The 21,665-nt window shown below is 53.5% G+C and carries 19 protein-coding genes; 12 read left to right on the top strand and 7 right to left on the bottom strand.

Annotation, left to right across the window (positions count from 1 at the left end; genetic code table 11):
- Positions 1-65: 65 nt before the first annotated feature.
- From speFL to potE, 3 genes are all read left to right on the top strand, one after another.
- Complete coding sequence (speFL, locus tag INF86_RS11085; RefSeq protein WP_003858645.1) at positions 66-170, top strand: leader peptide SpeFL; 105 nt, start codon at positions 66-68, stop codon at positions 168-170.
- A 255-nt stretch (positions 171-425) separates the two neighbouring features.
- The gene (gene speF / locus INF86_RS11080; RefSeq protein ID WP_022647449.1) at positions 426-2,624 is read left to right on the top strand and encodes an ornithine decarboxylase SpeF; all 2,199 of its coding nucleotides are present in this window, start codon (positions 426-428) and stop codon (positions 2,622-2,624) included.
- Entirely contained in the window at positions 2,621-3,934 is a 1,314-nt protein-coding gene (potE, locus tag INF86_RS11075) for a putrescine-ornithine antiporter (RefSeq protein WP_193543540.1), read from the top strand. Before speF ends, potE begins: the two co-directional genes overlap by 4 nt.
- A 110-nt stretch (positions 3,935-4,044) precedes the next feature.
- On the opposite strand, the gene pgm is transcribed toward potE, so the two are convergent.
- Together pgm and seqA are read right to left on the bottom strand one after the other, a co-directional pair.
- Positions 4,045-5,685, bottom strand: coding sequence for a phosphoglucomutase (alpha-D-glucose-1,6-bisphosphate-dependent) (gene pgm / locus INF86_RS11070; RefSeq protein WP_023305695.1), 1,641 nt, complete (start codon positions 5,683-5,685; stop codon positions 4,045-4,047).
- A gap of 24 nt (positions 5,686-5,709) precedes the next feature.
- Positions 5,710-6,255, bottom strand: coding sequence for a replication initiation negative regulator SeqA (gene seqA, locus INF86_RS11065; protein ID WP_003858650.1), 546 nt, complete (start codon positions 6,253-6,255; stop codon positions 5,710-5,712).
- 183 nt (positions 6,256-6,438) lie between these two features.
- Between seqA and ybfF the strand changes: the two genes are divergently transcribed.
- The 4 genes from ybfF (at position 6,439) to fur (ending at position 9,052) form a co-directional block, all read left to right on the top strand.
- Positions 6,439-7,212, top strand: a complete 774-nt coding sequence (gene ybfF / locus INF86_RS11060) for an esterase (RefSeq protein ID WP_022647446.1) — start codon at positions 6,439-6,441, stop codon at positions 7,210-7,212.
- 128 nt (positions 7,213-7,340) lie between these two features.
- Positions 7,341-7,628, top strand: a complete 288-nt coding sequence (ybfE, locus tag INF86_RS11055) for a LexA regulated protein (RefSeq protein ID WP_003858652.1) — start codon at positions 7,341-7,343, stop codon at positions 7,626-7,628.
- 155 nt (positions 7,629-7,783) lie between these two features.
- A complete protein-coding gene (gene fldA, locus INF86_RS11050) occupies positions 7,784-8,314 on the top strand; it encodes a flavodoxin FldA (protein WP_003858653.1) in 531 nt (176 codons plus the stop codon).
- 291 nt (positions 8,315-8,605) lie between these two features.
- Positions 8,606-9,052, top strand: coding sequence for a ferric iron uptake transcriptional regulator (gene fur / locus INF86_RS11045; protein WP_003858655.1), 447 nt, complete (start codon positions 8,606-8,608; stop codon positions 9,050-9,052).
- Positions 9,053-9,144: 92 nt separating this feature from the next.
- Here the strand turns inward: fur and chiQ are convergent, their stop codons facing one another.
- The 4 genes from chiQ to nagE form a co-directional block, all read right to left on the bottom strand.
- The gene (gene chiQ, locus INF86_RS11040) at positions 9,145-9,471 is read right to left on the bottom strand and encodes a ChiQ/YbfN family lipoprotein (RefSeq protein ID WP_023299602.1); all 327 of its coding nucleotides are present in this window, start codon (positions 9,469-9,471) and stop codon (positions 9,145-9,147) included.
- 47 nt (positions 9,472-9,518) lie between these two features.
- Complete coding sequence (chiP, locus tag INF86_RS11035; protein ID WP_193543539.1) at positions 9,519-10,916, bottom strand: chitoporin; 1,398 nt, start codon at positions 10,914-10,916, stop codon at positions 9,519-9,521.
- Positions 10,917-11,363: 447 nt separating this feature from the next.
- Positions 11,364-13,031, bottom strand: a complete 1,668-nt coding sequence (gene glnS, locus INF86_RS11030) for a glutamine--tRNA ligase (RefSeq protein ID WP_015571127.1) — start codon at positions 13,029-13,031, stop codon at positions 11,364-11,366.
- A gap of 169 nt (positions 13,032-13,200) precedes the next feature.
- The gene (nagE, locus tag INF86_RS11025) at positions 13,201-15,150 is read right to left on the bottom strand and encodes a PTS N-acetyl glucosamine transporter subunit IIABC (protein WP_022647444.1); all 1,950 of its coding nucleotides are present in this window, start codon (positions 15,148-15,150) and stop codon (positions 13,201-13,203) included.
- A gap of 325 nt (positions 15,151-15,475) precedes the next feature.
- Here nagE and nagB point away from each other — a divergent pair, with 325 nt between their 5' ends.
- The 5 genes from nagB to asnB all read left to right on the top strand — a co-directional run bounded on the left by nagB (position 15,476) and on the right by asnB (position 21,421).
- Positions 15,476-16,276: a glucosamine-6-phosphate deaminase gene (gene nagB / locus INF86_RS11020; RefSeq protein ID WP_003858663.1), complete on the top strand. Its 801-nt coding sequence runs from the start codon at positions 15,476-15,478 to the stop codon at positions 16,274-16,276.
- Between the two features lie 54 nt (positions 16,277-16,330).
- A complete protein-coding gene (nagA, locus tag INF86_RS11015) occupies positions 16,331-17,479 on the top strand; it encodes an N-acetylglucosamine-6-phosphate deacetylase (protein ID WP_045308847.1) in 1,149 nt (382 codons plus the stop codon).
- Positions 17,480-17,487: 8 nt separating this feature from the next.
- Positions 17,488-18,708, top strand: a complete 1,221-nt coding sequence (locus INF86_RS11010) for an N-acetylglucosamine repressor (protein WP_022647442.1) — start codon at positions 17,488-17,490, stop codon at positions 18,706-18,708.
- Between the two features lie 45 nt (positions 18,709-18,753).
- Positions 18,754-19,506 (top strand): ribonucleotide monophosphatase NagD, encoded by a 753-nt coding sequence (gene nagD / locus INF86_RS11005; protein ID WP_003858667.1) that lies wholly within the window; start codon positions 18,754-18,756, stop codon positions 19,504-19,506.
- A 250-nt stretch (positions 19,507-19,756) separates the two neighbouring features.
- A complete protein-coding gene (gene asnB, locus INF86_RS11000; RefSeq protein ID WP_015571128.1) occupies positions 19,757-21,421 on the top strand; it encodes an asparagine synthase B in 1,665 nt (554 codons plus the stop codon).
- Positions 21,422-21,424: 3 nt separating this feature from the next.
- Here the strand turns inward: asnB and INF86_RS22440 are convergent.
- A partial coding sequence (locus INF86_RS22440; RefSeq protein WP_227414781.1) for a hypothetical protein occupies positions 21,425-21,665 on the bottom strand: 241 nt, incomplete at its 5' end.

The raw sequence follows: 21,665 nt of genomic DNA, 5'->3' as shown, positions 1-21,665 counted from the left end.
TCACAGTTAATCCCTTTTTCCTGGATAAAATGACCGTGCTTTCAATTACTGAAAGGAAAATGAACATGGAAAACAATAATCGTTTAATGCCCCATATAAGGCGGACAACACATATCATGATGTTTGCCCACCGAAACTGTTTTGACTTTCATCTCTTTAACGCCCGGTAGTCCTTCGACTTCTGGCGCATCTGCTTACAGGTTATCCTGAAAAACGCTATTTTACAGGCTGTTGCCTGTGAACACCTGCGCTCATTCCTTGTGATTCAGATTCTCCGCAACCGGGCGGACTGAATTCTACTCAGCAAAAAAGCAATTAACTGATTTCGTATCAGCGGACACGCTTTGCTTTTTTTTCCGGAAAAAATCGATTTCTTTACCGCAAGAAGTCGAGGGACCCATATTGCCTGAAATAAAGAGATAAAGATGAAAACGTTAAAAATTGCCGTCAGCCGTGCCTGCCCTGAATGCTTTACCACTTCGCGCGAGATCGTGGATATCACCGCATCAGATTATATTGATGTGGCAGCCGTGGTTCTGGCCGTCAGTGATATTTTCAATGGCGCCATAGAAGAAATAGAAGCCACGGGATTCGGTATTCCGGTGTTTATTGCCACACATAAAGAAGAAAGGGTTCCGGCTGAATTTCTGTCGCGTATTCACGGCGTTTTTGAGTACTCCGACACCAGCAATGCGTACTACGGACGCCAGCTTGAAGCGGCTGCGCAGAAGTACGAAACCCAGCTCCGCCCGCCGTTCTTCCGCGCGCTGGTCGATTACGTCCAGCAGGGGAACAGCGCGTTTGACTGCCCCGGACATCAGGGAGGCCAGTTCTTCCGCCGCCATCCGGCCGGAAACCAGTTTGTCGATTTCTTTGGCGAAACGCTTTTCCGCGCCGATCTGTGTAATGCCGACGTGGCAATGGGCGATCTGCTGATCCATGAAGGTGCGCCATGCATCGCCCAACAGCATGCGGCAAAAGTCTTTAATGCGGATAAAACCTACTTTGTGCTGAACGGCACCTCCTCTTCCAATAAGGTAGTGCTCAATGCCCTGCTCACGCCAGGCGATCTGGTGCTGTTCGATCGCAATAACCATAAATCTAATCACCACGGAGCACTGTTACAGGCGGGAGCGACGCCGGTGTATCTGGAAACAGCGCGCAACCCGTACGGGTTTATCGGCGGTATTGACGCACACTGTTTCGACGAGAGTTACCTGCGGGAACTGGTGTCAGAGGTCGCGCCTGGTCGCGCGCGGGATGAACGTCCCTTCCGTCTGGCAGTGATCCAGCTGGGCACCTACGACGGTACCATTTATAACGCCCGTCAGGTGGTGGATAAGATTGGTCACCTGTGCGATTACATCCTGTTTGACTCCGCCTGGGTGGGTTACGAGCAGTTTATCCCGATGATGGCCGACTGCTCGCCGCTGCTGCTGGAGCTGAACGAAAACGATCCGGGCATTCTGGTTACCCAGTCGGTGCATAAGCAGCAGGCAGGCTTCTCGCAAACCTCGCAAATCCATAAGAAGGACAGCCACATAAAAGGCCAGCCGCGCTATGTTCCGCATAAGCGCCTCAACAACGCCTTTATGATGCACGCCTCCACCAGCCCGTTTTATCCGCTGTTTGCCGCCCTGGATATCAACGCCCGCATGCACGAGGGGCAAAGTGGGCGCAACATGTGGATGGACTGCGTGGTGACGGGTATCGAAGCGCGAAAACTGATCCTTCAGAACTGTCAGTTTATTCGCCCGTTCGTGCCGGAGACGGTGGATGGCCGTCCGTGGGAAAGCTGGGATACGGCGGAGATCGCCACCGATCTGCGCTTCTTCCATTTCGTTCCGGGCGAACGCTGGCACGCCTTTGAGGGATATGCCGAGCATCAGTATTTTATTGATCCCTGCAAACTGCTGCTGACCACGCCAGGCATCAACGCCCGCACCGGCGAGTATGATGATTTCGGCGTGCCCGCCACCATCCTCGCCAACTTCCTGCGTGAAAACGGCATCGTGCCGGAAAAATGCGACCTCAATTCCATTCTGTTCCTGCTCACCCCGGCGGAGGACATGGGCAAATTGCAGCAGCTCGTCGCCCAGCTGGTGCGCTTCGAAAAACTGCTCCAGAGCGATGTGCCGCTGAAAGAGGTTCTGCCCTCTCTTTATAAGCAACATCCGGAACGTTATGCGGATTATTCCCTGCGTCAGATTTGTCAGGAGATGCACGACCTCTACGCCCGCCATAACGTGAAGCAGTTGCAGAAAGAGATGTTCCGCAAGTCTCACTTCCCGCGCGTCATGATGAACCCGCAGGAGGCGAACTATGCCTATCTGCGCGGTGAGGTCGAGCTGGTGTCACTGCGCGACGCGGAAGGCCGTATCGCCGCGGAAGGCGCGCTGCCTTACCCACCGGGGGTGTTGTGCGTGGTTCCGGGGGAAGTCTGGGGCGGTTCCGTGCTGCGCTATTTCGCCGCGCTGGAAGACGGGATCAATCTGCTGCCGGGCTTTGCGCCGGAGTTACAGGGGGTTTACGTCGAGGAGTGTGACGGGCGCAAACAGGTACGCTGCTACGTCATTAAACAACCCGCCGCTCAGCCGTCTCTGCTGAAAGGAGAAAAATTATGAGTAAGTCCAACAAGATGGGCGTGGTACAACTCACTATCCTCACCATGGTGAATATGATGGGGTCCGGGATCATCATGCTGCCCACTAAGCTCGCTGAAGTGGGGACGATTTCGATTATCTCCTGGCTGGTAACGGCAGTCGGCTCAATGGCGCTGGCGTGGGCGTTTGCCAAGTGCGGGATGTTCAGCCGTAAGTCTGGCGGCATGGGCGGCTATGCCGAATATGCGTTTGGCAAGTCGGGCAACTTTATGGCCAACTACACCTACGGCGTGTCGCTGCTGATCGCCAACGTGGCGATTGCCATCTCCGCTGTCGGTTACGGTACGGAGCTGTTTGGCGCGACGCTGACCCCGGTGCAGATTGGGCTGGCGACCATCGGCGTGCTGTGGATCTGCACCGTCGCCAACTTTGGCGGCGCGCGCATCACCGGACAACTCAGCAGCATCACCGTCTGGGGCGTGATCATTCCGGTAGTCGGTCTGTGCATCATCGGCTGGTTCTGGTTCAGCCCGACACTGTACGCCAATTCCTGGAACCCGCATCACGTACCGTTCTTCACCGCCGTGGGATCGTCCATCGCCATGACGCTATGGGCTTTCCTCGGGCTGGAGTCAGCCTGTGCGAATGCGGAAGTGGTGGAAAACCCGGAAAAGAACGTGCCGATCGCGGTACTCGGCGGGACGCTGGGGGCGGCGGTGATCTATATCGTCTCAACCAACGTGATTGCGGGAATTGTGCCCAACATGGATCTCGCCAACTCCACGGCGCCGTTCGGGCTGGCGTTTGCGCAGATGTTTACGCCAGAGGTAGGGAAAGTGATCATGGGTCTGATGGTGATGTCCTGCTGCGGCTCGCTGCTGGGCTGGCAGTTCACCATCGCCCAGGTATTCAAATCCTCCGCTGACGAAGGTTATTTCCCGAAAATCTTCTCCCGCGTCACCAAAGCGGATGCGCCGGTACAGGGTATGCTGGCGATTGTGATTTTCCAGAGCGGTTTGTCGCTGATGACCATCAGCCCGTCACTGAACAGCCAGTTTAACGTGCTGGTCAACCTGGCGGTGGTGACGAACATCATTCCGTACATTCTGTCGATGGCGGCACTGGTGATTATTCAGAAGGTGGCGAAGGTGGAACCGCGCAAAGCCCGGGCGGCCAATATCGTGGCGCTGATTGGGGCGATTTACAGCTTCTATGCGCTCTACTCGTCCGGTCAGGAGGCGATGCTGTATGGCGCGATGGTGACCTTTATGGGCTGGACGCTGTACGGTCTGGTATCGCCGAGATTTGAACTGAAGAATAAGCATAGTTAAAAAAGAAGCCCGGTGGCGCTAACGCTTACCGGGCCTACGAGATCAATGTTTTCTCCCTCTCCCTGTGGGAGAGGGCCGGGGTGAGGGCATCAGCCCGCACCAGACACCATTTACGCGTTTTTCAGCACTTCGCTGACAATCTCTACCGCTTCTTTCTCAATCTGCTGGCGGTGCTCAGCGCCGAGGAAGCTTTCGCAATAGATTTTGTACGCATCTTCCGTACCGGATGGACGCGCGGCGAACCAGCCATTTTCGGTCATCACTTTCAGGCCGCCGATGGATGCGCCGTTACCCGGTGCCGCCGTCAGACGCGCGGTGATCGGGTCACCTGCCAGGGTGCTGGCGCTGACCATCTCCGGAGAGAGTTTGGACAGAGCGGCTTTCTGAGCAGAGGTAGCGCCAGCCTGAATACGGTTATAGCTTGGCGCACCAAAGCGTGCTGCCAGGTCGTTGTAATGTTCCTGCGGGTTCTTACCGGTAACCGCGGTGATTTCCGCCGCCAGCAGGCACATGATGATGCCGTCTTTATCGGTTGACCATGGGGTGCCGTCGAAGCGCAGGAAGGATGCCCCCGCGCTCTCTTCACCACCAAAGCCGAAGCTGCCGTCGTGCAGACCGTCAACAAACCACTTGAAGCCCACCGGCACTTCCACCAGCTTGCGGCCCAGCGCATCGACCACACGGTCAATCATGGCGGAAGAGACCAGCGTTTTACCCACCGCAACCTCTTTGCCCCACTGCGGACGATGCTGGAAGAGATAATTGATCGCCACAGCCAGGTAGTGGTTCGGGTTCATCAGCCCAGCCGGGGTGACGATACCGTGGCGGTCGTAGTCCGGGTCGTTGGCAAACGCCAGGTCGAACTTGTCGCGCAGCGCCAGCAGGCCAGCCATTGCGCATTCGGAGGAGCAGTCCATACGGATCGCGCCGTCTTTGTCCAGGTGCATAAAGCGGAAGGTCTGATCGACGTGATCGTTCACGATGGTCAGATCCAGCTTGTAGTGCTCGGCAATGCGTTTCCAGTATTCAATACCGGAGCCGCCCAGCGGATCCACGCCCAGCTTCAGACCGGCTTTCTGGATAGCGGCCATATCGACGATATCCGCCAGCCCTTCCACGAACGGCTGCACCAGATCCTGCTCTTTCACGTGGCCGGACGCCATGGCTTCATCCAGCGAGATGCGCTTCACGCCGTTCAGACCGTTAGCCAATAACGCGTTGGCGCGATCTTCCACCACTTTCGTGACGTTGGTATCCGCCGGGCCACCGTTAGGTGGGTTGTACTTGATGCCGCCATCTTCCGGTGGGTTGTGGGACGGGGTGATCACAATACCGTCCGCCTGCGCGCCACCTTTTTTGTTGTGTACCAGAATAGCGTTAGAAACCGCAGGCGTTGGCGTGAAACCGTTGTTCTCCTGAACAATCACGTCTACGCCGTTTGCCGCCAGTACTTCCAGCACGGAGATAAAGGCAGGTTCAGACAGGGCGTGGGTATCTTTCCCAACATAGCACGGACCGGTGACGCCATTTTTGGCGCGCTCTTCCGCGATGGCCTGAGCAATGGCCAGAATGTGCGGTTCGTTAAAGCTGTGGCGCGCCGCGCTGCCGCGGTGGCCAGATGTACCAAACTTCACTGCGTGTTCTGCGTTGCCCACCACCGGCTTCAGCACGTAGTACTGCGCGGTCAGTTGAGCGACGTTAATCAAATCGCGTTGTTGTGCAGGTTGTCCTGCACGGCTGTGATTTGCCATTGCCTGGTCCTTCTGATGCAAGGGTTAAATTGTACCGCAAACCTTTTCGATCAATTCCGCCGGGAACTGCATGGACTGCATGATATGTTCGATCATGCTGCACTTGCGGCCCGTATTGGTATTGGTGATCACCCAGTATGGCGTACCGGGAACATGTTTGGGTTTGGTTTGGTTGCCATTTTGCAGCAGGGTCTGCTCGTCACCTGCGAAGTAAACGCGCGTGCGACCGTGCAGCGACTCTGTCGCTTCTGCAAATGCGTTGTTATCCAGTGAGTAAAGTGTAGACAGCACCAGCATAAAGCGGTTAACCGCCTTTTTCTGCTCTGCATATTCATCGGACAGCAGCAGCTCGCGCATCGCGCGCACTTTGTCTTTTGCCGGCATGACGGCAGGTTTTACTTGTGCAACAACGCTCGGCTGAGACACGACATCTTTAGTGACAGGAGTGGGCTGTGAGGCGGCGGAAATTTTAAGCATGCGCCGTAAAATGTCGGACGCGCTCTCCCCAATATGCCGCGTCTGGCTGGCAATATACTGATAGAGTTCGTCATCAACTTCGATTGTTTTCATCTTAATCCAGTGCGATATCTTATCTGAATACAAGTCGTTGAGATTATAAGGTCTAATCCCAACAGCGGATAGCGTCAAACCAGGTTGGCGGCAAAAGTCAGATTAAACTGGATCCTTGCCCCCGGGCGGCAGAATGGTCAACATGATACCCTAACCTGACAAACCTAAAAAAAGAACTTTGCCATGAAATTGAATACCCGAGCGCAAACTGCACAATCGCCGAACAATAATTCTCCCATCGTACTGGTTCACGGCCTGTTTGGTAGCCTGGATAACCTGGGCGTGCTGGCGCGCGATTTAGTGACCGATCACGAGATCCTCCAGGTTGATATGCGCAATCACGGTCTTTCAGGGCGCTCTGAGGAGATGACCTACGCAGCCATGGCGCAGGATCTGCGGGACACCCTCGATGCGAATAATATCCAGAAAGCGACGCTCATCGGGCATTCAATGGGCGGTAAAGCGGTGATGGCGCTTACAGCGCTGGCCCCTGAGCGAATTTCCGGTCTGGTGGTCATTGACGTTGCGCCCGTCAATTACGACGTTCGCCGTCACGATGAGATTTTCGCTGCGATCAATGCCGTGACAGAGTCAGGCGTCTCCACACGCCAGCAGGCGGCAGCCGTTATGCGCGAGCATCTCGATGAAGAAGGCGTGGTCCAGTTCCTGCTGAAATCCTTTGTTGACGGACAATGGCGCTTTAACGTCCCGGTACTGTGGGATCAGTATTCGCATATTGTGGGGTGGGAAAATGTCCCCGCCTGGCCGCACCCTACCCTCTTTATTCGCGGTGGCAACTCCCCTTACGTCACTGACGCGTACCGTGACACGCTGCTGGCGCAATTTCCGCAGGCTCGCGCTCACGTCATCGCCGGTGCCGGGCACTGGGTCCACGCGGAAAAACCGGATGCGGTCCTGCGCGCCATTCGCCGCTATCTTACTGATACAGCGAATTGATTAAAAAGCCAGCGACCGGAAGACGACGGGCTTCCAGTCGTTGGCGTGTGGATTTGGGTGATGTATGATGGCGCGCTTATCGCCCGGGCATTAGCAGGGCGGCGTGTTTCCCCCGAAGTCTCAGAATCATGGCCAAAGAACAAACGGACCGTACGACACTAGATCTGTTCGCGAATGAGCGTCGACCGGGACGACCGAAAACGAATCCGCTTTCGCGCGATGAACAGCTGCGTATCAATAAACGCAACCAGCTTAAACGCGATAAAAATCGTGGGCTTAAGCGTGTCGAACTCAAGCTGAATGCCGATGCCGTCGATGCGCTTAACGAGTTAGCTGACGCGCGCAACATCAGCCGCAGCGAACTGATCGAAGAGATGCTGATCGCCCAGCTTGAGACGTTACGCGGCAAGGCGTGAGTCAGAAAATCCCCAATATTGCCTTTTTCATGTAGCACAGAGTGCAGTCCTGCGTGATAGCTGTTTCCGCAGGGTTGCCTGTTCTGCTATTATTGCCCTTATCCGTGGACAATTTGCGCCACCATACCATTAAGTTTCAAGAGGTTATTTTACTCATGGCAATCATCGGCATTTTCTTTGGCAGTGATACCGGCAATACTGAAAATATCGCAAAAAACATTCAAAAACAGCTCGGTAAAGACGTTGCTGATGTGCATGACATCGCCAAGAGCAGCAAAGAAGATCTCGAGGGCTATGACATCCTGCTGCTGGGCATCCCGACCTGGTACTACGGTGAAGCACAGTGTGACTGGGACGATTTCTTCCCGACGCTGGAAGAAGTCGACTTCAACGGCAAGCTGGTTGCCCTGTTTGGCTGTGGCGATCAGGAAGACTACGCTGAGTATTTCTGTGATGCGCTGGGCACTATTCGCGACATCATTGAGCCGCGCGGTGCGGCGATCGTTGGTCACTGGCCAACAGCGGGTTACCACTTCGAAGCTTCCAAAGGTCTGGCAGATGACGATCACTTCGTTGGCCTTGCCATTGATGAAGACCGTCAGCCAGAGCTGACCGCAGAGCGTGTAGAAAAATGGGTTAAGCAGGTTCGTGAAGAGCTGAACCTGGACGATATCCTTAACGCCTGATATCCCTGCGGCGCAACTCCGGTTGCGCCCGTTGTCCAGGTAAAACCGATTAAATTAATTGCTACAAACTTTTAACTTTTTCGTCCAGACCTGTACAATATCCCCCTGGTAAAAAGTGGGTGCCATCGAACAAGTTTGTTGGTGATACCGCGTTTTTATAAGCATACTTTGCTTGAGACTTGCAGTTTTCATTTAGCCATGGCAGTTCTATAATGAGACGCATTATCCCAAGTGCATTTTCTGTCACTTCTTCTTTTGAAGTGAATCGTTTAGCAACAGGACAGATTCCGCATGACTGACAACAATACCGCATTAAAGAAAGCTGGCCTGAAAGTAACGCTTCCTCGGTTAAAAATCCTTGAAGTGCTTCAGGGGCCAGACAATCACCATGTCAGTGCGGAAGACCTTTATAAGCGTCTTATCGATATGGGTGAAGAGATTGGGCTGGCAACCGTCTATCGTGTGCTGAACCAGTTTGATGACGCGGGCATTGTTACTCGTCATAATTTCGAAGGCGGTAAATCCGTGTTCGAGCTGACTCAGCAACACCACCACGATCACCTGATCTGCCTCGACTGTGGCAAGGTCATTGAATTTAGCGATGATTCCATTGAATCACGCCAGCGTGAAATCGCCGCCCGTCATGGCATCCGCCTGACCAACCACAGCCTGTACCTGTACGGTCACTGTGCTGAAGGGGATTGCCGCGAAAATGAACATGCGCACGACGCAAAATAAGTCAGTGTTCATACTCTGAGCCAGCCGTGAGGTTGGCTTTTTTTTGCCTGGAAAAAGCCCGGTAAGCGCAGCGCCACCGGGCGTAAAGCAACTTATTTATTGTTATTGCGAATCTCGTCCCAAATCTTATCGCAACGCTTCGCCACTTCCTGATCGTTACCGGTTTTACGCGCCTGAATACAGGCCTGGTAATCCATCACGCGAACGTTTTCCTGCGTGGCGAATTGCTCATGGGCTTTGTCTTTTTTTAGCTCGTTCAGCACGCTTTGACAGGCTTCAATCTTCTCAGGTGAACCTTGTGCGGTATTGATGCAAGCGCTATACGCCTCTTTCAGACGGGAGTCTTCTTTCGGCGCCTGATCCTGCGCGCACGCCACCAGCCCGAATGCCAGCAGCGCAACGATTACCCTTTTTTTCATCATGTTCAGTCTCCATAACGGCGGGACACAGCCCGCCGCAGCATTCATCAGAAGATGGTAAATGGCGCAATGACCATGAATTTCACATCGCGCTCATCCTGGAAGATGTTGCCGTAACCGCCCGCGTAGCTCGGGATATCGGAGTGGTTGTCATACTGCGTGAAGTGCAGTTTGAACATCGTGCCTTTCGCACGCCCCTCCTGCAGGGTGTAAATCGCATCCAGACTGTATGAAGACTCTTTCAGACGGTAGTTCGGATCGTAGTAGGCGTCTGGCGTAGCCATATCCGCTGGCTTCGCGTCCCAGGCGTACGCGTAGGACGCACCCACTGCCCAGCCAGGCAGGTTCCAGTTCTTCAGGTCATACATTGCGCCGAGGAAGACCGCCTTTTCGCCGTCGGCGTTGAAGTCAGAGCGGTTATCCCACCAGATATCCAGACGACCGTTGGAAGAGGCGTAGGTTGGCGTCATACGTTGCAGGAAGTAGCCCTGCTGCCCTTCTGCCTTAACCCATGTACCCTCCAGACGCAAATCAACCTGACCCACCTTGTAGCCGAAGGTCAGCGCCTGTAACCACGCGGTGCCGTCATAAATATCATTTACGCTGCCATCGCTGACCTTGTCGCGCGTACCGTAGAACTGATAGCTGGTGCTCAGCGGGCTACCTGCGATATCAAATTTGTAGCTGGCTTTAGCAAAGTACTGATCGATATAGCCTTCAGCCTGACCAAAAGCCGCTTCCAGCACCAGATCGTTTTTGAAGTCGTACTTCGCCCCCAGCGAGTGGAGATAATCAACTTTGGTTTTTTTATCGTTTTGATAAAACTTGTCCATCTCAATGTGCCACGGCGCTTTGTACCTGTTGGTCCACATATAGGAGAAGCTCAACGCCCCCGCATCGCCGTAGTCAAAATTAGCACCGGCTTCCGCGCCCTGATAGGTACCTGGCATAAAGCTCCAGTGCGGCGCTAACAGCGTCTGACCGGTTGGCTGGATATAACCACCACGCGCCCAGACCGGGCCATATTTGAATTTTGCAGCCGCTTTATACAGGCTGATTCCGCTTTTATCGCCGGACCAGTCTTCGTCGTAAGCTTTATTGCTGGAGGAAAACGCAATTTCGTTCGGATGGCCGCTGTCGCCATTTTCGGCCATTTCAATTGCGGTGAACGCTGCAATATCGATCCCGAACATATCGGCGGCATATCCCGACTGGAAATCCAGGTTGGCGTTCCAGGTCGAGTGAGAAAGGTTAGTTTTGTATTTATCTTCAGTGACGTCTTTACGGTCACGCTCACGTTGCCAGTAATAAATACCGCCCGTAAGGGTGGAATCTTCAATGAAACCTGCTGCTTTTGCCTCTGGCGCAACCACCAGGCCCGACATTGCTGTCACACCGGCGATAGCCAGCGCCAGCGCACTACGTTTGCCACTGAACGTACGCATAGATTATTCCTCTTTGACGAATTAAAACGCCTTAAACGGCGAAAAACAGAAAAGACCAAATGGTCAGGGGTAGTCAGAAATACCCTCGAATTAACTACCGTCTTTAGGTTATTTTTCGCGACGCGAATTATCAATGCTTTTAATCAGGCAAAAGTCAGGATTATGACGAAGAGCACATATTTCGTAGTGCTTTGTAACATTTACCGTGAAGCGAGTACTGGCGGGGGAATACGCTAATTTTCAGTAAGTAACATTGAGATTGAGAATATATTTTTCAGCGTTTTTGTTTTTGAAAAACAACGAACTTTTTTTAAATAAAATAAGTAGCACCACATTGACCTGGAATGTTGGCTTTAAAAGATTATCCCGATGCTTAACGACATGATCGTTAAATAAAAAAACGCCGCATTACGCGGCGTTTGTTTCTCATTGACCAGAGCAGCGTTATTATTCGCCGATCTTAGTCCAGGTATCACGCAGACCCACGGTACGGTTAAATACCGGTTTTTCTGCCGTGCTGTAACGGCTGTCCAGGCAGAAATAACCCTCACGTTCGAACTGGAACGCTTTACCGGCTTCAGCGGCTTTCAGAGACGGCTCGGCATACCCCTGCTTGATAATCAGAGACTCAGGGTTAATAACCGCCAGGAAGTCTTCCGCTGCGCCTGGGTTAGGCACGCTGAACAGACGGTCGTAGAGACGGATCTCAACCGGCAGCGCATGCTGCGCGCTCACCCAGTGGATTACGCCTTTCACTTTACGGCCATCCGCCGGATCTTTGCTCAGCGTCTCTGCGTCGTACGTACAGAAGATGGTCGTGATGTTACCTTCCGCATCTTTCTCTACGCGCTCGGCTTTGATTACATAGGCGTTACGCAGACGTACTTCTTTGCCCAGCACCAGACGCTTGTACTGCTTGTTCGCTTCTTCGCGGAAGTCGGCACGATCGATCCAGATTTCACCGCTGAACGGCACGTCGCGGGTGCCCATTTCCGGTTTGTTCGGATGATTAGGCATAGAGACCAGTTCGCTCCCGCCCTGCGGATAGTTTTCGATAACCAGTTTCACTGGATCGATCACCGCCATCGCGCGCGGCGCGTTTTCGTTCAGGTCTTCACGAATGCAGGATTCCAGAGACGCCATTTCGATGGTGTTGTCCTGCTTGGTGACGCCAATACGTTTGCAGAACTCACGAATGGACGCAGAGGTGTAGCCACGACGACGCAGGCCAGAAATGGTCGGCATACGTGGGTCGTCCCAGCCTTCAACGTGCTTGTCAGTGACCAGCAGGTTCAGCTTACGCTTGGACATCACGGTGTATTCCAGGTTCAGACGAGAGAACTCGTACTGACGCGGATGCACAGGAATGGTGATGTTATCCAGCACCCAGTCGTACAGACGACGGTTGTCCTGGAATTCCAGCGTGCACAGAGAGTGCGTAATGCCTTCCAGCGCATCGCTGATGCAGTGGGTGAAGTCGTACATCGGGTAGATGCACCACTTGTTACCGGTCTGGTGGTGTTCTGCGAACTTAATGCGGTACAGCACCGGATCGCGCATCACGATGAACGGAGACGCCATATCGATTTTGGCACGCAGACACGCTTTACCTTCTTCAAAGCCACCGGCACGCATTTTTTCAAACAGCGCCAGGTTCTCTTCCACGCTACGATCGCGGAACGGACTGTTCTTACCAGGCTGAGTCAGCGTACCACGGTATTCACGGATTTCGTCAGCAGAGAGCTCGTCGACGTATGCCAGACCCTTGTTAATCAGTTCAACCGCATAGGCATACAGCTGATCGAAATAGTCTGAGGAGTAGCAGATATCGCCAGACCAGTTGAAGCCCAGCCATTGCACGTCGTTTTTAATCGACTCAACGTATTCGATGTCTTCTTTTACTGGGTTGGTGTCATCGAAACGCAGGTTGCACTGCCCCTGGTAGTCTTGCGCAATACCAAAGTTCAGGCAGATCGATTTGGCGTGACCAATGTGCAGGTAGCCATTTGGCTCCGGCGGGAAACGCGTGTGGACTGTGGTGTGCTTACCACTGGCCAGATCTTCATCGATGATCTGACGAATAAAGTTACTCGGGCGGGCTTCTGCCTCACTCATCGTGGATTCCTCAAAGCGTAAACAACGTATAACGGCATATGATCTTATAAGCCGGACGTAGTGACAACCCTTAAAACGTCCCGGAAGAAAATAATGGGGGCAATTGCTGCAAAAAAAAGCGGCGGAGGATATCCCCCGCCGCTAAAGGCATAACTCTACTCAGGAGCGATTACTTGCCTTTAATCTCATACAGTGGCGTTTGGCCTGCAACTACCTGCCCCTGCGCCTGGATCACCAGACCGCTGAAGTCGTCGATGTTGCTGCACACTACCGGGCTTATCATGGAGCGCGCGTTGGCGTTCAGGAACTCCAGATCCATTTCCAGAATCGGCTGGCCTGCCGCCACTTCAGCGCCCTCTTCCACCAGGCGAGTAAAGCCCTGACCGTTCAGCGCAACGGTATCGATACCCATATGGACAACGATCTCCGCGCCTTTTTCCGTTTCCAGGCAGAACGCGTGGTTGGTGTTGAAGATTTTCACGATAGTACCGGCTGCCGGAGAGACCACGGTTTTGTCCGTTGGTTTCACCGCCACGCCATCACCGACCGCTTTGCTGGCGAACGCTTCGTCAGGCACCTGCTCAAGCGCAACAACGTCACCTGTCACCGGAGAAACCAGCGCAGCGATGGTCACCGCATTTGGCACAGCCTGCGGTTTTGCAACCGGCGCGTCAGCTACTGGCGCGTTATCCGTTGAGGCGGCAGCGACCGGCCCACGGGCAACCACTTTTTTCATTTCATCGCCGATAGATTCGGCTTTCGCACCCACGATAACCTGGATGGTTTGTTTGTTCAGCTTCACCACACCAGACGCACCAAGGCGTTTGCACATTGCATCGCTCACGCGCGCGGAGTCGCCCACGGTCAGACGCAGACGGGTAATACAGGCATCGATCGCTTTCAGGTTGTCAGTGCCACCCACAGCGGCAATATAGCTGGTTGCCAGCTGGGTTAAACCCTCTTCGGTATTGCTGTTGGCTTCACTGGTCACAACATCATCTTTCGTATCTTCGCGGCCCGGCGTCTTCAGGTTAAACATACGAATAACCGCGCTGAACAGAACGAAGTAGATAACGAAGAAGATCAGGCCCATCACCACCAGCATCCAGACGTTGCTGCTTGCCGCCGGCAGGTTGTACATCAACACATAGTCGATAGCGCCTGCGGAGAAGGAGAAGCCTGCATGGATACCCAGAAGGGTGGCAACGAACAGGCTGATACCGGTCAGGATCGCGTGCATCAGATACAGCAGCGGAGCCAGGAACATGAACAGGAATTCCAGTGGCTCGGTCACGCCGGTCAGGAAGGCGGTGATCGCAACGGACAGCAGCATCCCGCCAACCATTGGGCGACGCGCTTTCGGCGCAGCCAGGTACATTGCCAGCGCGGCGCCAGGCAGACCAAACATCATGATTGGGAAGAAGCCGGACATGAACATGCCCGCGGTGCCGTCACCTGCGTAGAAGCGGTTGATATCACCGTGGAATACCGCGCCAGCCGCGTTGGTGAACTCACCAATCTGGAACCAGGCGATGGTGTTCAGTACCTGATGCAGACCGGTGGGGATCAGCAGACGGTTAATGAAACCGAAGATGCCCGCGCCCATTGCGCCCGCAGATACGATCCACTCGCCACCCGCATGGATAGCATGCTGAACCGGTGGCCAAACGTAGCCAAAGATGGCGGCGAGGATCAGACAGAAAAAGCCCGTCGCAATCGGCACAAAACGTTTACCGCCGAAGAAGCTCAGGAAGTCAGGCAGTTTGATACCCGCCCAGCGGTTGTACACGGCGCCACCGACCAGACCGGTAATGATACCCGCCAGTACACCCATGTTGATTTCCGGGTTGATGGTTACCATCGCTTTCGTGAGGATGAAGTAACCTACCGCCCCTGCCAGTGCCGCAGCACCGGCGCTGTCTTTTGACCAGCTTGACGCCACGCCGATGGCGAAAATCAGCGCAAGGTTGTCAAAAATGGCGCCGCCTGCCTGGGCAATAAACGGCACATTAAGAAGATCGGGTTGCCCGAATCGCAGCAGCAATGCTGCAACCGGTAGCACGGCGATAGGGAGCTGCAAAGCCCTACCGAGGCGCTGGAAAAAACCTAAAATATTCATCCTATTCCCCCTACGAGACCCTTTGTTAAGACTCGCGCATAAACTATGTTTTTATTGTGTCACGAACGATAGATACTGTTGATGATTCACTGGCAGTGTGAGTGTGTGAAAAATTAATTCGTATCGCAAATTAAACACCTATTTTTTGTGATTATTGTCACCAAATATCGTATTAAACCCTCCCTTTCACTGGCTAACCACGAAAACTTATTTTATCATTCAAAAAATCAAGACGGATTGATCCGGCCTGAAAGGTTCCAGGTTACGCTTAGTTCAGGTTGCACTAATCATCCGCCCACTTTTACTTAAACTTTAGAGGTGAATAATGAGACTGATTCCCCTGGCAACAGCTGAACAAGTCGGAAAATGGGCTGCTCGTCATATCGTTAACCGCATCAACGCGTTCAAACCAACAGCCGATCGTCCTTTCGTACTCGGTCTTCCAACCGGTGGTACTCCCCTGACCGCGTATAAGGCTTTGGTTGAAATGCACAAAGCGGGCCAGGTTAGCTTTAAACATGTTGTGACCTTCAACATGGACGAATATGTCGGCCTGCCAAAGGAACATCCGGAAAGTTACCACAGCTTTATGCACCGTAATTTCTTCGATCACGTTGATATTCCGGCTGAAAACATTAACCTGCTGAATGGAAACGCGCCTGATATTGACGCAGAATGCCGTCAGTATGAAGAAAAAATCCGTTCTTACGGTAAAATCCACCTGTTTATGGGCGGCGTAGGCAACGATGGTCATATCGCGTTCAACGAACCGGCATCTTCACTGGCTTCCCGTACCCGTATTAAAACGTTGACCCATGACACGCGTGTGGCTAACTCCCGCTTCTTTGACGGCGACGTCAATCAGGTGCCTAAATACGCGCTGACCGTGGGTGTGGGTACGCTGCTGGATGCCGAAGAAGTGATGATTCTGGTGCTGGGCGCAGTGAAAGCGCAAGCGCTTCAGGCTGCCGTTGAAGGCAACGTGAACCATATGTGGACGATCAGCTGCTTACAGTTGCATCCAAAAGCGGTTGTCGTGTGTGACGAACCGTCCACCATGGAGCTGAAAGTGAAAACGCTGAAATACTTCAACGAGCTGGAAGCTGAGAACATTAAAGGTCTGTAATTGAATAACCGCCTCTTTTATCAGGGGCGGTCGCTTTTTTAACCGGGGGTCGATATGTACGCTTTAACCCACGGTCGGATTTATACCGGCCATGAAATTCTGGATGACCATGCGATTGTAATCGCCAATGGCCTGATTGAACGTGTTTGCCCGCTGGCGGAACTGCCGCCGGAGATCGAACAGCGTTCCCTCAATGGAGCAGTAATCTCCCCCGGTTTCATCGACGTACAGCTTAACGGCTGCGGCGGTGTCCAGTTTAACGATACCGCAGAGGCGGTAACGGTTGAAACGCTGGAAATCATGCAAAACGCCAACGAGAAATCGGGCTGCACCAGCTATCTGCCAACGCTGATTACCAGCAGCGATGACCTGATGAAACAGGGTATCCGCGTCATGCGTGAATACCTGGCAAAACATCCGAATCAGGCGCTGGGTCTGCACCTGGAAGGACCATGGCTGAATATGGTCAAGAAAGGCACCCATAACCCGAACTACGTGCGCAAACCGGATGCCGAGCTGGTGGATTACATGTGCGCCAATGCCGATGTGATCACTAAAGTGACGCTGGCACCGGAAATGACCGGCACGGACGTTATCAGCAAACTGGCCGCCGCCGGGATTGTGGTATCTGCGGGCCATTCGAACGCGACGCTTAAAGAGGCGAAGGCCGGTTTCCGCGCAGGTATTACATTTGCCACACACCTTTATAACGCGATGCCGTATATTACCGGTCGCGAACCGGGACTGGTTGGCGCAATTCTGGATGAACCAGACGTCTACTGCGGCATTATCGCCGATGGTTTGCATGTCGATTACACCAACATCCGCAACGCCAAGCGCCTTAAAGGCGACAAGCTCTGCCTGGTCACGGATGCTACCGCTCCGGCAGGAGCGAATATTGACCAGTTCATTTTTGCTGGTAAAACAATATACTACCGGAATGGACTGTGTGTGGATGAGAACGGCACGCTGAGCGGTTCTTCTCTGACGATGATCGAAGGGGTACGTAACCTCGTTGAACATTGCGGCATTGCGCTTGAGGAAGTGCTGCGCATGGCCACGCTTTATCCGGCGCGCGCTATTGGCATCGATAAACAGCTCGGCGGTATTGCGCCAGGTATGGTTGCAAACCTGACGGCGTTCACACACGATTATAAAATTATTAAGACCATCGTTAATGGTAACGAGGTCGTCACTGAGTAAGCAAAAGTATGACACCAGGCGGACAAGCTCAAATCGGTAATGTCGATCTCGTTAAACAACTTAACAGCGCGGCAGTTTATCGCCTGATTGACCAGCACGGGCCAATCTCACGCATTCAGATAGCCGAACAAAGCCAGCTTGCTCCCGCCAGCGTGACAAAAATTACACGTCAGCTTATTGAGCGCGGCCTGATCAAAGAAGTGGATCAGCAGGCCTCCACCGGCGGCCGCCGCGCGATTTCCATCGTCACTGAAACCCGCAATTTTCAGGCCATTGGCGTTCGCTTAGGCCGTCATGACACCACGCTTACGCTCTACGATCTGAGCAGCAAGGCCATTGCCGAAGAGCACTACCCCCTTCCTGAGCGCACACAGGAGACGCTCGAACACGCGTTACTGAATACCATCGCGCAGTTTATCGAAAGCTGTCAGCGCAAGATCCGTGAACTCATCGCCATCTCGGTGATTTTACCCGGTCTGGTTGACCCGGAAAGCGGCGTTATTCGCTACATGCCGCACATTAAGGTAGAGAACTGGGGGCTGGTTGAGGCGCTGGAAAAGCGCTTCAAGCTGACCTGCTTTGTTGGTCACGATATCCGCTCGCTGGCGCTGGCGGAGCACTACTTTGGTGCGAGCCAGGACTGCGAAGACTCTATTCTGGTGCGCGTTCACCGTGGTACAGGTGCGGGTATCATCTCGAATGGCCGCATTTTTATTGGTCGTAACGGTAACGTAGGCGAGATCGGTCATATCCAGGTGGAACCGCTTGGCGAGCGCTGCCACTGCGGTAACTTTGGCTGTCTTGAAACCGTTGCCGCCAATGCCGCCATTGAACATCGCGTCCGCCACCTGCTGGAGCAGGGTTATCAGAGCCGCGTCACGCTGGGCGACTGTAAGATCGGTGCCATCTGCAAAGCGGCAAACAAAGGCGATGCGCTGGCCTGCGAAGTGATCGAACAGGTAGGACGCCACCTGGGTAAGACCATCGCCATTGCCATCAACCTGTTTAATCCGCAAAAAGTGGTGATTGCCGGCGAGATCGTTGAAGCCGAAAAAGTATTACTGCCTGCCATTGAAGGCTGCATCAATACCCAGGCGCTGAAGGCATTTCGCCAGAATTTGCCGGTGGTGCGATCTACGCTCGATCACCGCTCGGCAATTGGCGCATTCGCCCTGGTAAAACGTGCCATGCTCAACGGGATCCTGCTGCAACATTTGCTGGAATCCTGATCGGACCTTATAGTAACGCCTTCTTTTTTTGATGTCGGATTGTCCATGACCATTAAGAATGTAATTTGTGATATCGACGGCGTGCTAATGCACGACAACGTTGCCGTGCCAGGTGCTGCGGAGTTTCTTCACCGCATCATCGACAAAGGAATGCCACTGGTTCTTCTCACGAACTACCCTTCACAGACTGGTCAGGATCTGGCAAATCGCTTTGCTACCGCGGGTGTCAACGTCCCGGACAGCGTGTTTTATACCTCTGCGATGGCGACCGCGGATTTCCTGAAGCGTCAGGAAGGCAAAAAAGCCTACGTGGTTGGCGAAGGCGCGCTGATCCACGAGCTGTATAAAGCGGGCTTCACCATCACCGACGTGAATCCGGACTTTGTCATCGTGGGCGAAACGCGCTCCTTTAATTGGGAGATGATGCATAAAGCAGCCTACTTTGTCGCCAATGGTGCACGTTTTATCGCCACTAACCCGGATACGCATGGTCGTGGTTTTTATCCCGCCTGCGGTGCGCTGTGCGCCGGTATCGAAAAAATCTCAGGCCGTAAGCCGTTTGTTGTCGGCAAACCGAGCCCGTGGATCATCCGCGCTGCACTGAATACGATGCAGGCACACTCAGAAGAAACCGTCATTGTTGGCGACAACCTGCGCACCGATATTTTGGCCGGCTTCCAGGCCGGGCTTGAAACCATCCTGGTGCTTTCTGGCGTTTCACAGCTTGATGACATTGATACGATGCCGTTCCGGCCAAGCTGGATTTACCCCTCTGTCGACGAAATCGACGTTATTTGATTCAGAACCACGCCTCAGGGCGTGGTTTTTCATTTCTGCTGCCTGAAAATATCACTTCATCTAACGAAATCAGCTCTTCATTGATAAATCATCAATAGAATGGCTTAATGCATACTCTTTTTTTAAGATTCGGCAATTGCCATTGCACTTTTTACGTTTTCATCGGTAAAACGCTTGCGCCCCCTCCCCTTTTTGCGGCATTTTCATAAGCAAGCAACATCACAACGCAACAGGGTTAACGGAGAAGGTTATGTGTTCTATTTTTGGCGTACTGGATATTAAAACTGACGCGGGCGAACTGCGTAAAAAAGCACTCGAATTGTCCCGCCTGATGCGCCATCGCGGTCCGGACTGGTCAGGCGTTTACGCCAGCGATAAAGCGATTCTGGCTCACGAACGTCTTTCCATTGTTGATGTCAACGCTGGCGCACAGCCGCTGTATAACGAGAAAAAAACGCACGCGCTGGCTGTTAACGGTGAAATTTACAACCATCAGGCGCTGCGCGCTGAGTACGGCGATCGCTACGCGTTTCAGACCGGCTCAGACTGCGAAGTGATCCTGGCGCTGTATCAGGAGAAAGGCCCGGAGTTCCTCGACGACCTGCAAGGTATGTTCGCCTTCGCGCTGTACGACAGCGAAAAAGACGCTTACCTGATTGGCCGCGACCATATTGGTATTATCCCGCTGTACATGGGACACGATGAACACGGTAACTTCTACGTTGCCTCAGAGATGAAAGCCCTGGTACCGGTGTGCCGCACCATCAAAGAGTTCCCGGCAGGTAGCTACCTGTGGAGTAAAGACGGCGAGATCCGTCCGTACTACCAGCGCGACTGGTTTGATTATGAAGCGGTGAAAGACAACGTGACGGATAAAGCCGAACTGCGTCAGGCCCTGGAAGAGTCAGTGAAAAGCCACCTGATGTCAGACGTACCTTATGGCGTACTGCTCTCCGGCGGTCTGGACTCCTCCGTGATCTCCGCGATTACCAAGAAATTCGCCGCACGTCGCGTGGAAGATCAGGAGCGCTCTGAAGCCTGGTGGCCGCAGCTGCACTCCTTTGCCGTGGGTCTGGAAGGGGCACCTGACCTGAAAGCCGCCCAGGAAGTGGCGAACCATCTCGGCACGGTGCACCATGAAATTCACTTCACCGTACAGGAAGGTCTGGATGCGATCCGCGATGTGATCTATCACATTGAAACCTATGATGTGACCACCATTCGCGCCTCCACGCCGATGTATTTGATGTCGCGGAAGATCAAAGCGATGGGCATCAAGATGGTGCTCTCCGGCGAAGGTTCTGACGAAGTGTTTGGCGGTTATCTCTATTTCCACAAAGCGCCAAACGCCAAAGAGCTGCATGAAGAAACGGTGCGTAAGCTACAGGCGCTGCACATGTTTGACTGCGCGCGCGCCAACAAAGCGATGTCCGCCTGGGGTGTGGAAGCCCGCGTGCCGTTCCTCGATAAGAAATTCCTCGATGTGGCGATGCGCATCAACCCGCAGGACAAAATGTGCGGCAACGGCAAAATGGAGAAACATATCCTGCGTGAATGTTTTGAATCCTACCTGCCGGCGAGCGTGGCGTGGCGTCAGAAAGAGCAGTTCTCCGATGGCGTAGGTTACAGCTGGATCGACACCCTGAAAGAGGTGGCGGCAAAACAGGTTTCTGATCAACAACTGGAAACTGCGAGCTTCCGCTTCCCGTACAACACGCCAGCCTCGAAAGAAGCGTATTTGTACCGTGAGATCTTTGAGGAGCTGTTCCCGGTTCCAAGTGCAGCCGAGTGCGTACCGGGTGGTCCATCGGTCGCCTGCTCTTCTGCTAAAGCCATTGAATGGGATGAATCCTTCAAAGCCATGAACGATCCGTCAGGACGCGCAGTGGGCGTTCACCAGTCTGCCTATAAATAATGTTCAGAGTATCATCAGGCCCTCCGGGGCCTGTTTTTTTTTCCTCTCTTTTCCCCGCATAAAATCGATTAATAACCAATAATTGTCGAATATTCGGCCTCGCTGTTCGCAACCTAACCAAACAGTCACATTCCGGCTATTTTCATTGAAAAAGGTGTTGACGCTGCAAGGGTCTATACGCATAATGCGCCCCGCAACGCCGATAAGGTAACGCGAAAAAAAGATGGCTACGTAGCTCAGTTGG

This window comes from Enterobacter cloacae complex sp. I1M, from assembly GCF_014982425.1.
GTDB classification, from domain to species: domain Bacteria; phylum Pseudomonadota; class Gammaproteobacteria; order Enterobacterales; family Enterobacteriaceae; genus Enterobacter; species Enterobacter intestinihominis.
The sequence above is the reverse complement of the archived record's forward strand: the minus strand, read 5'-3'. Positions and strand labels throughout refer to the sequence as shown.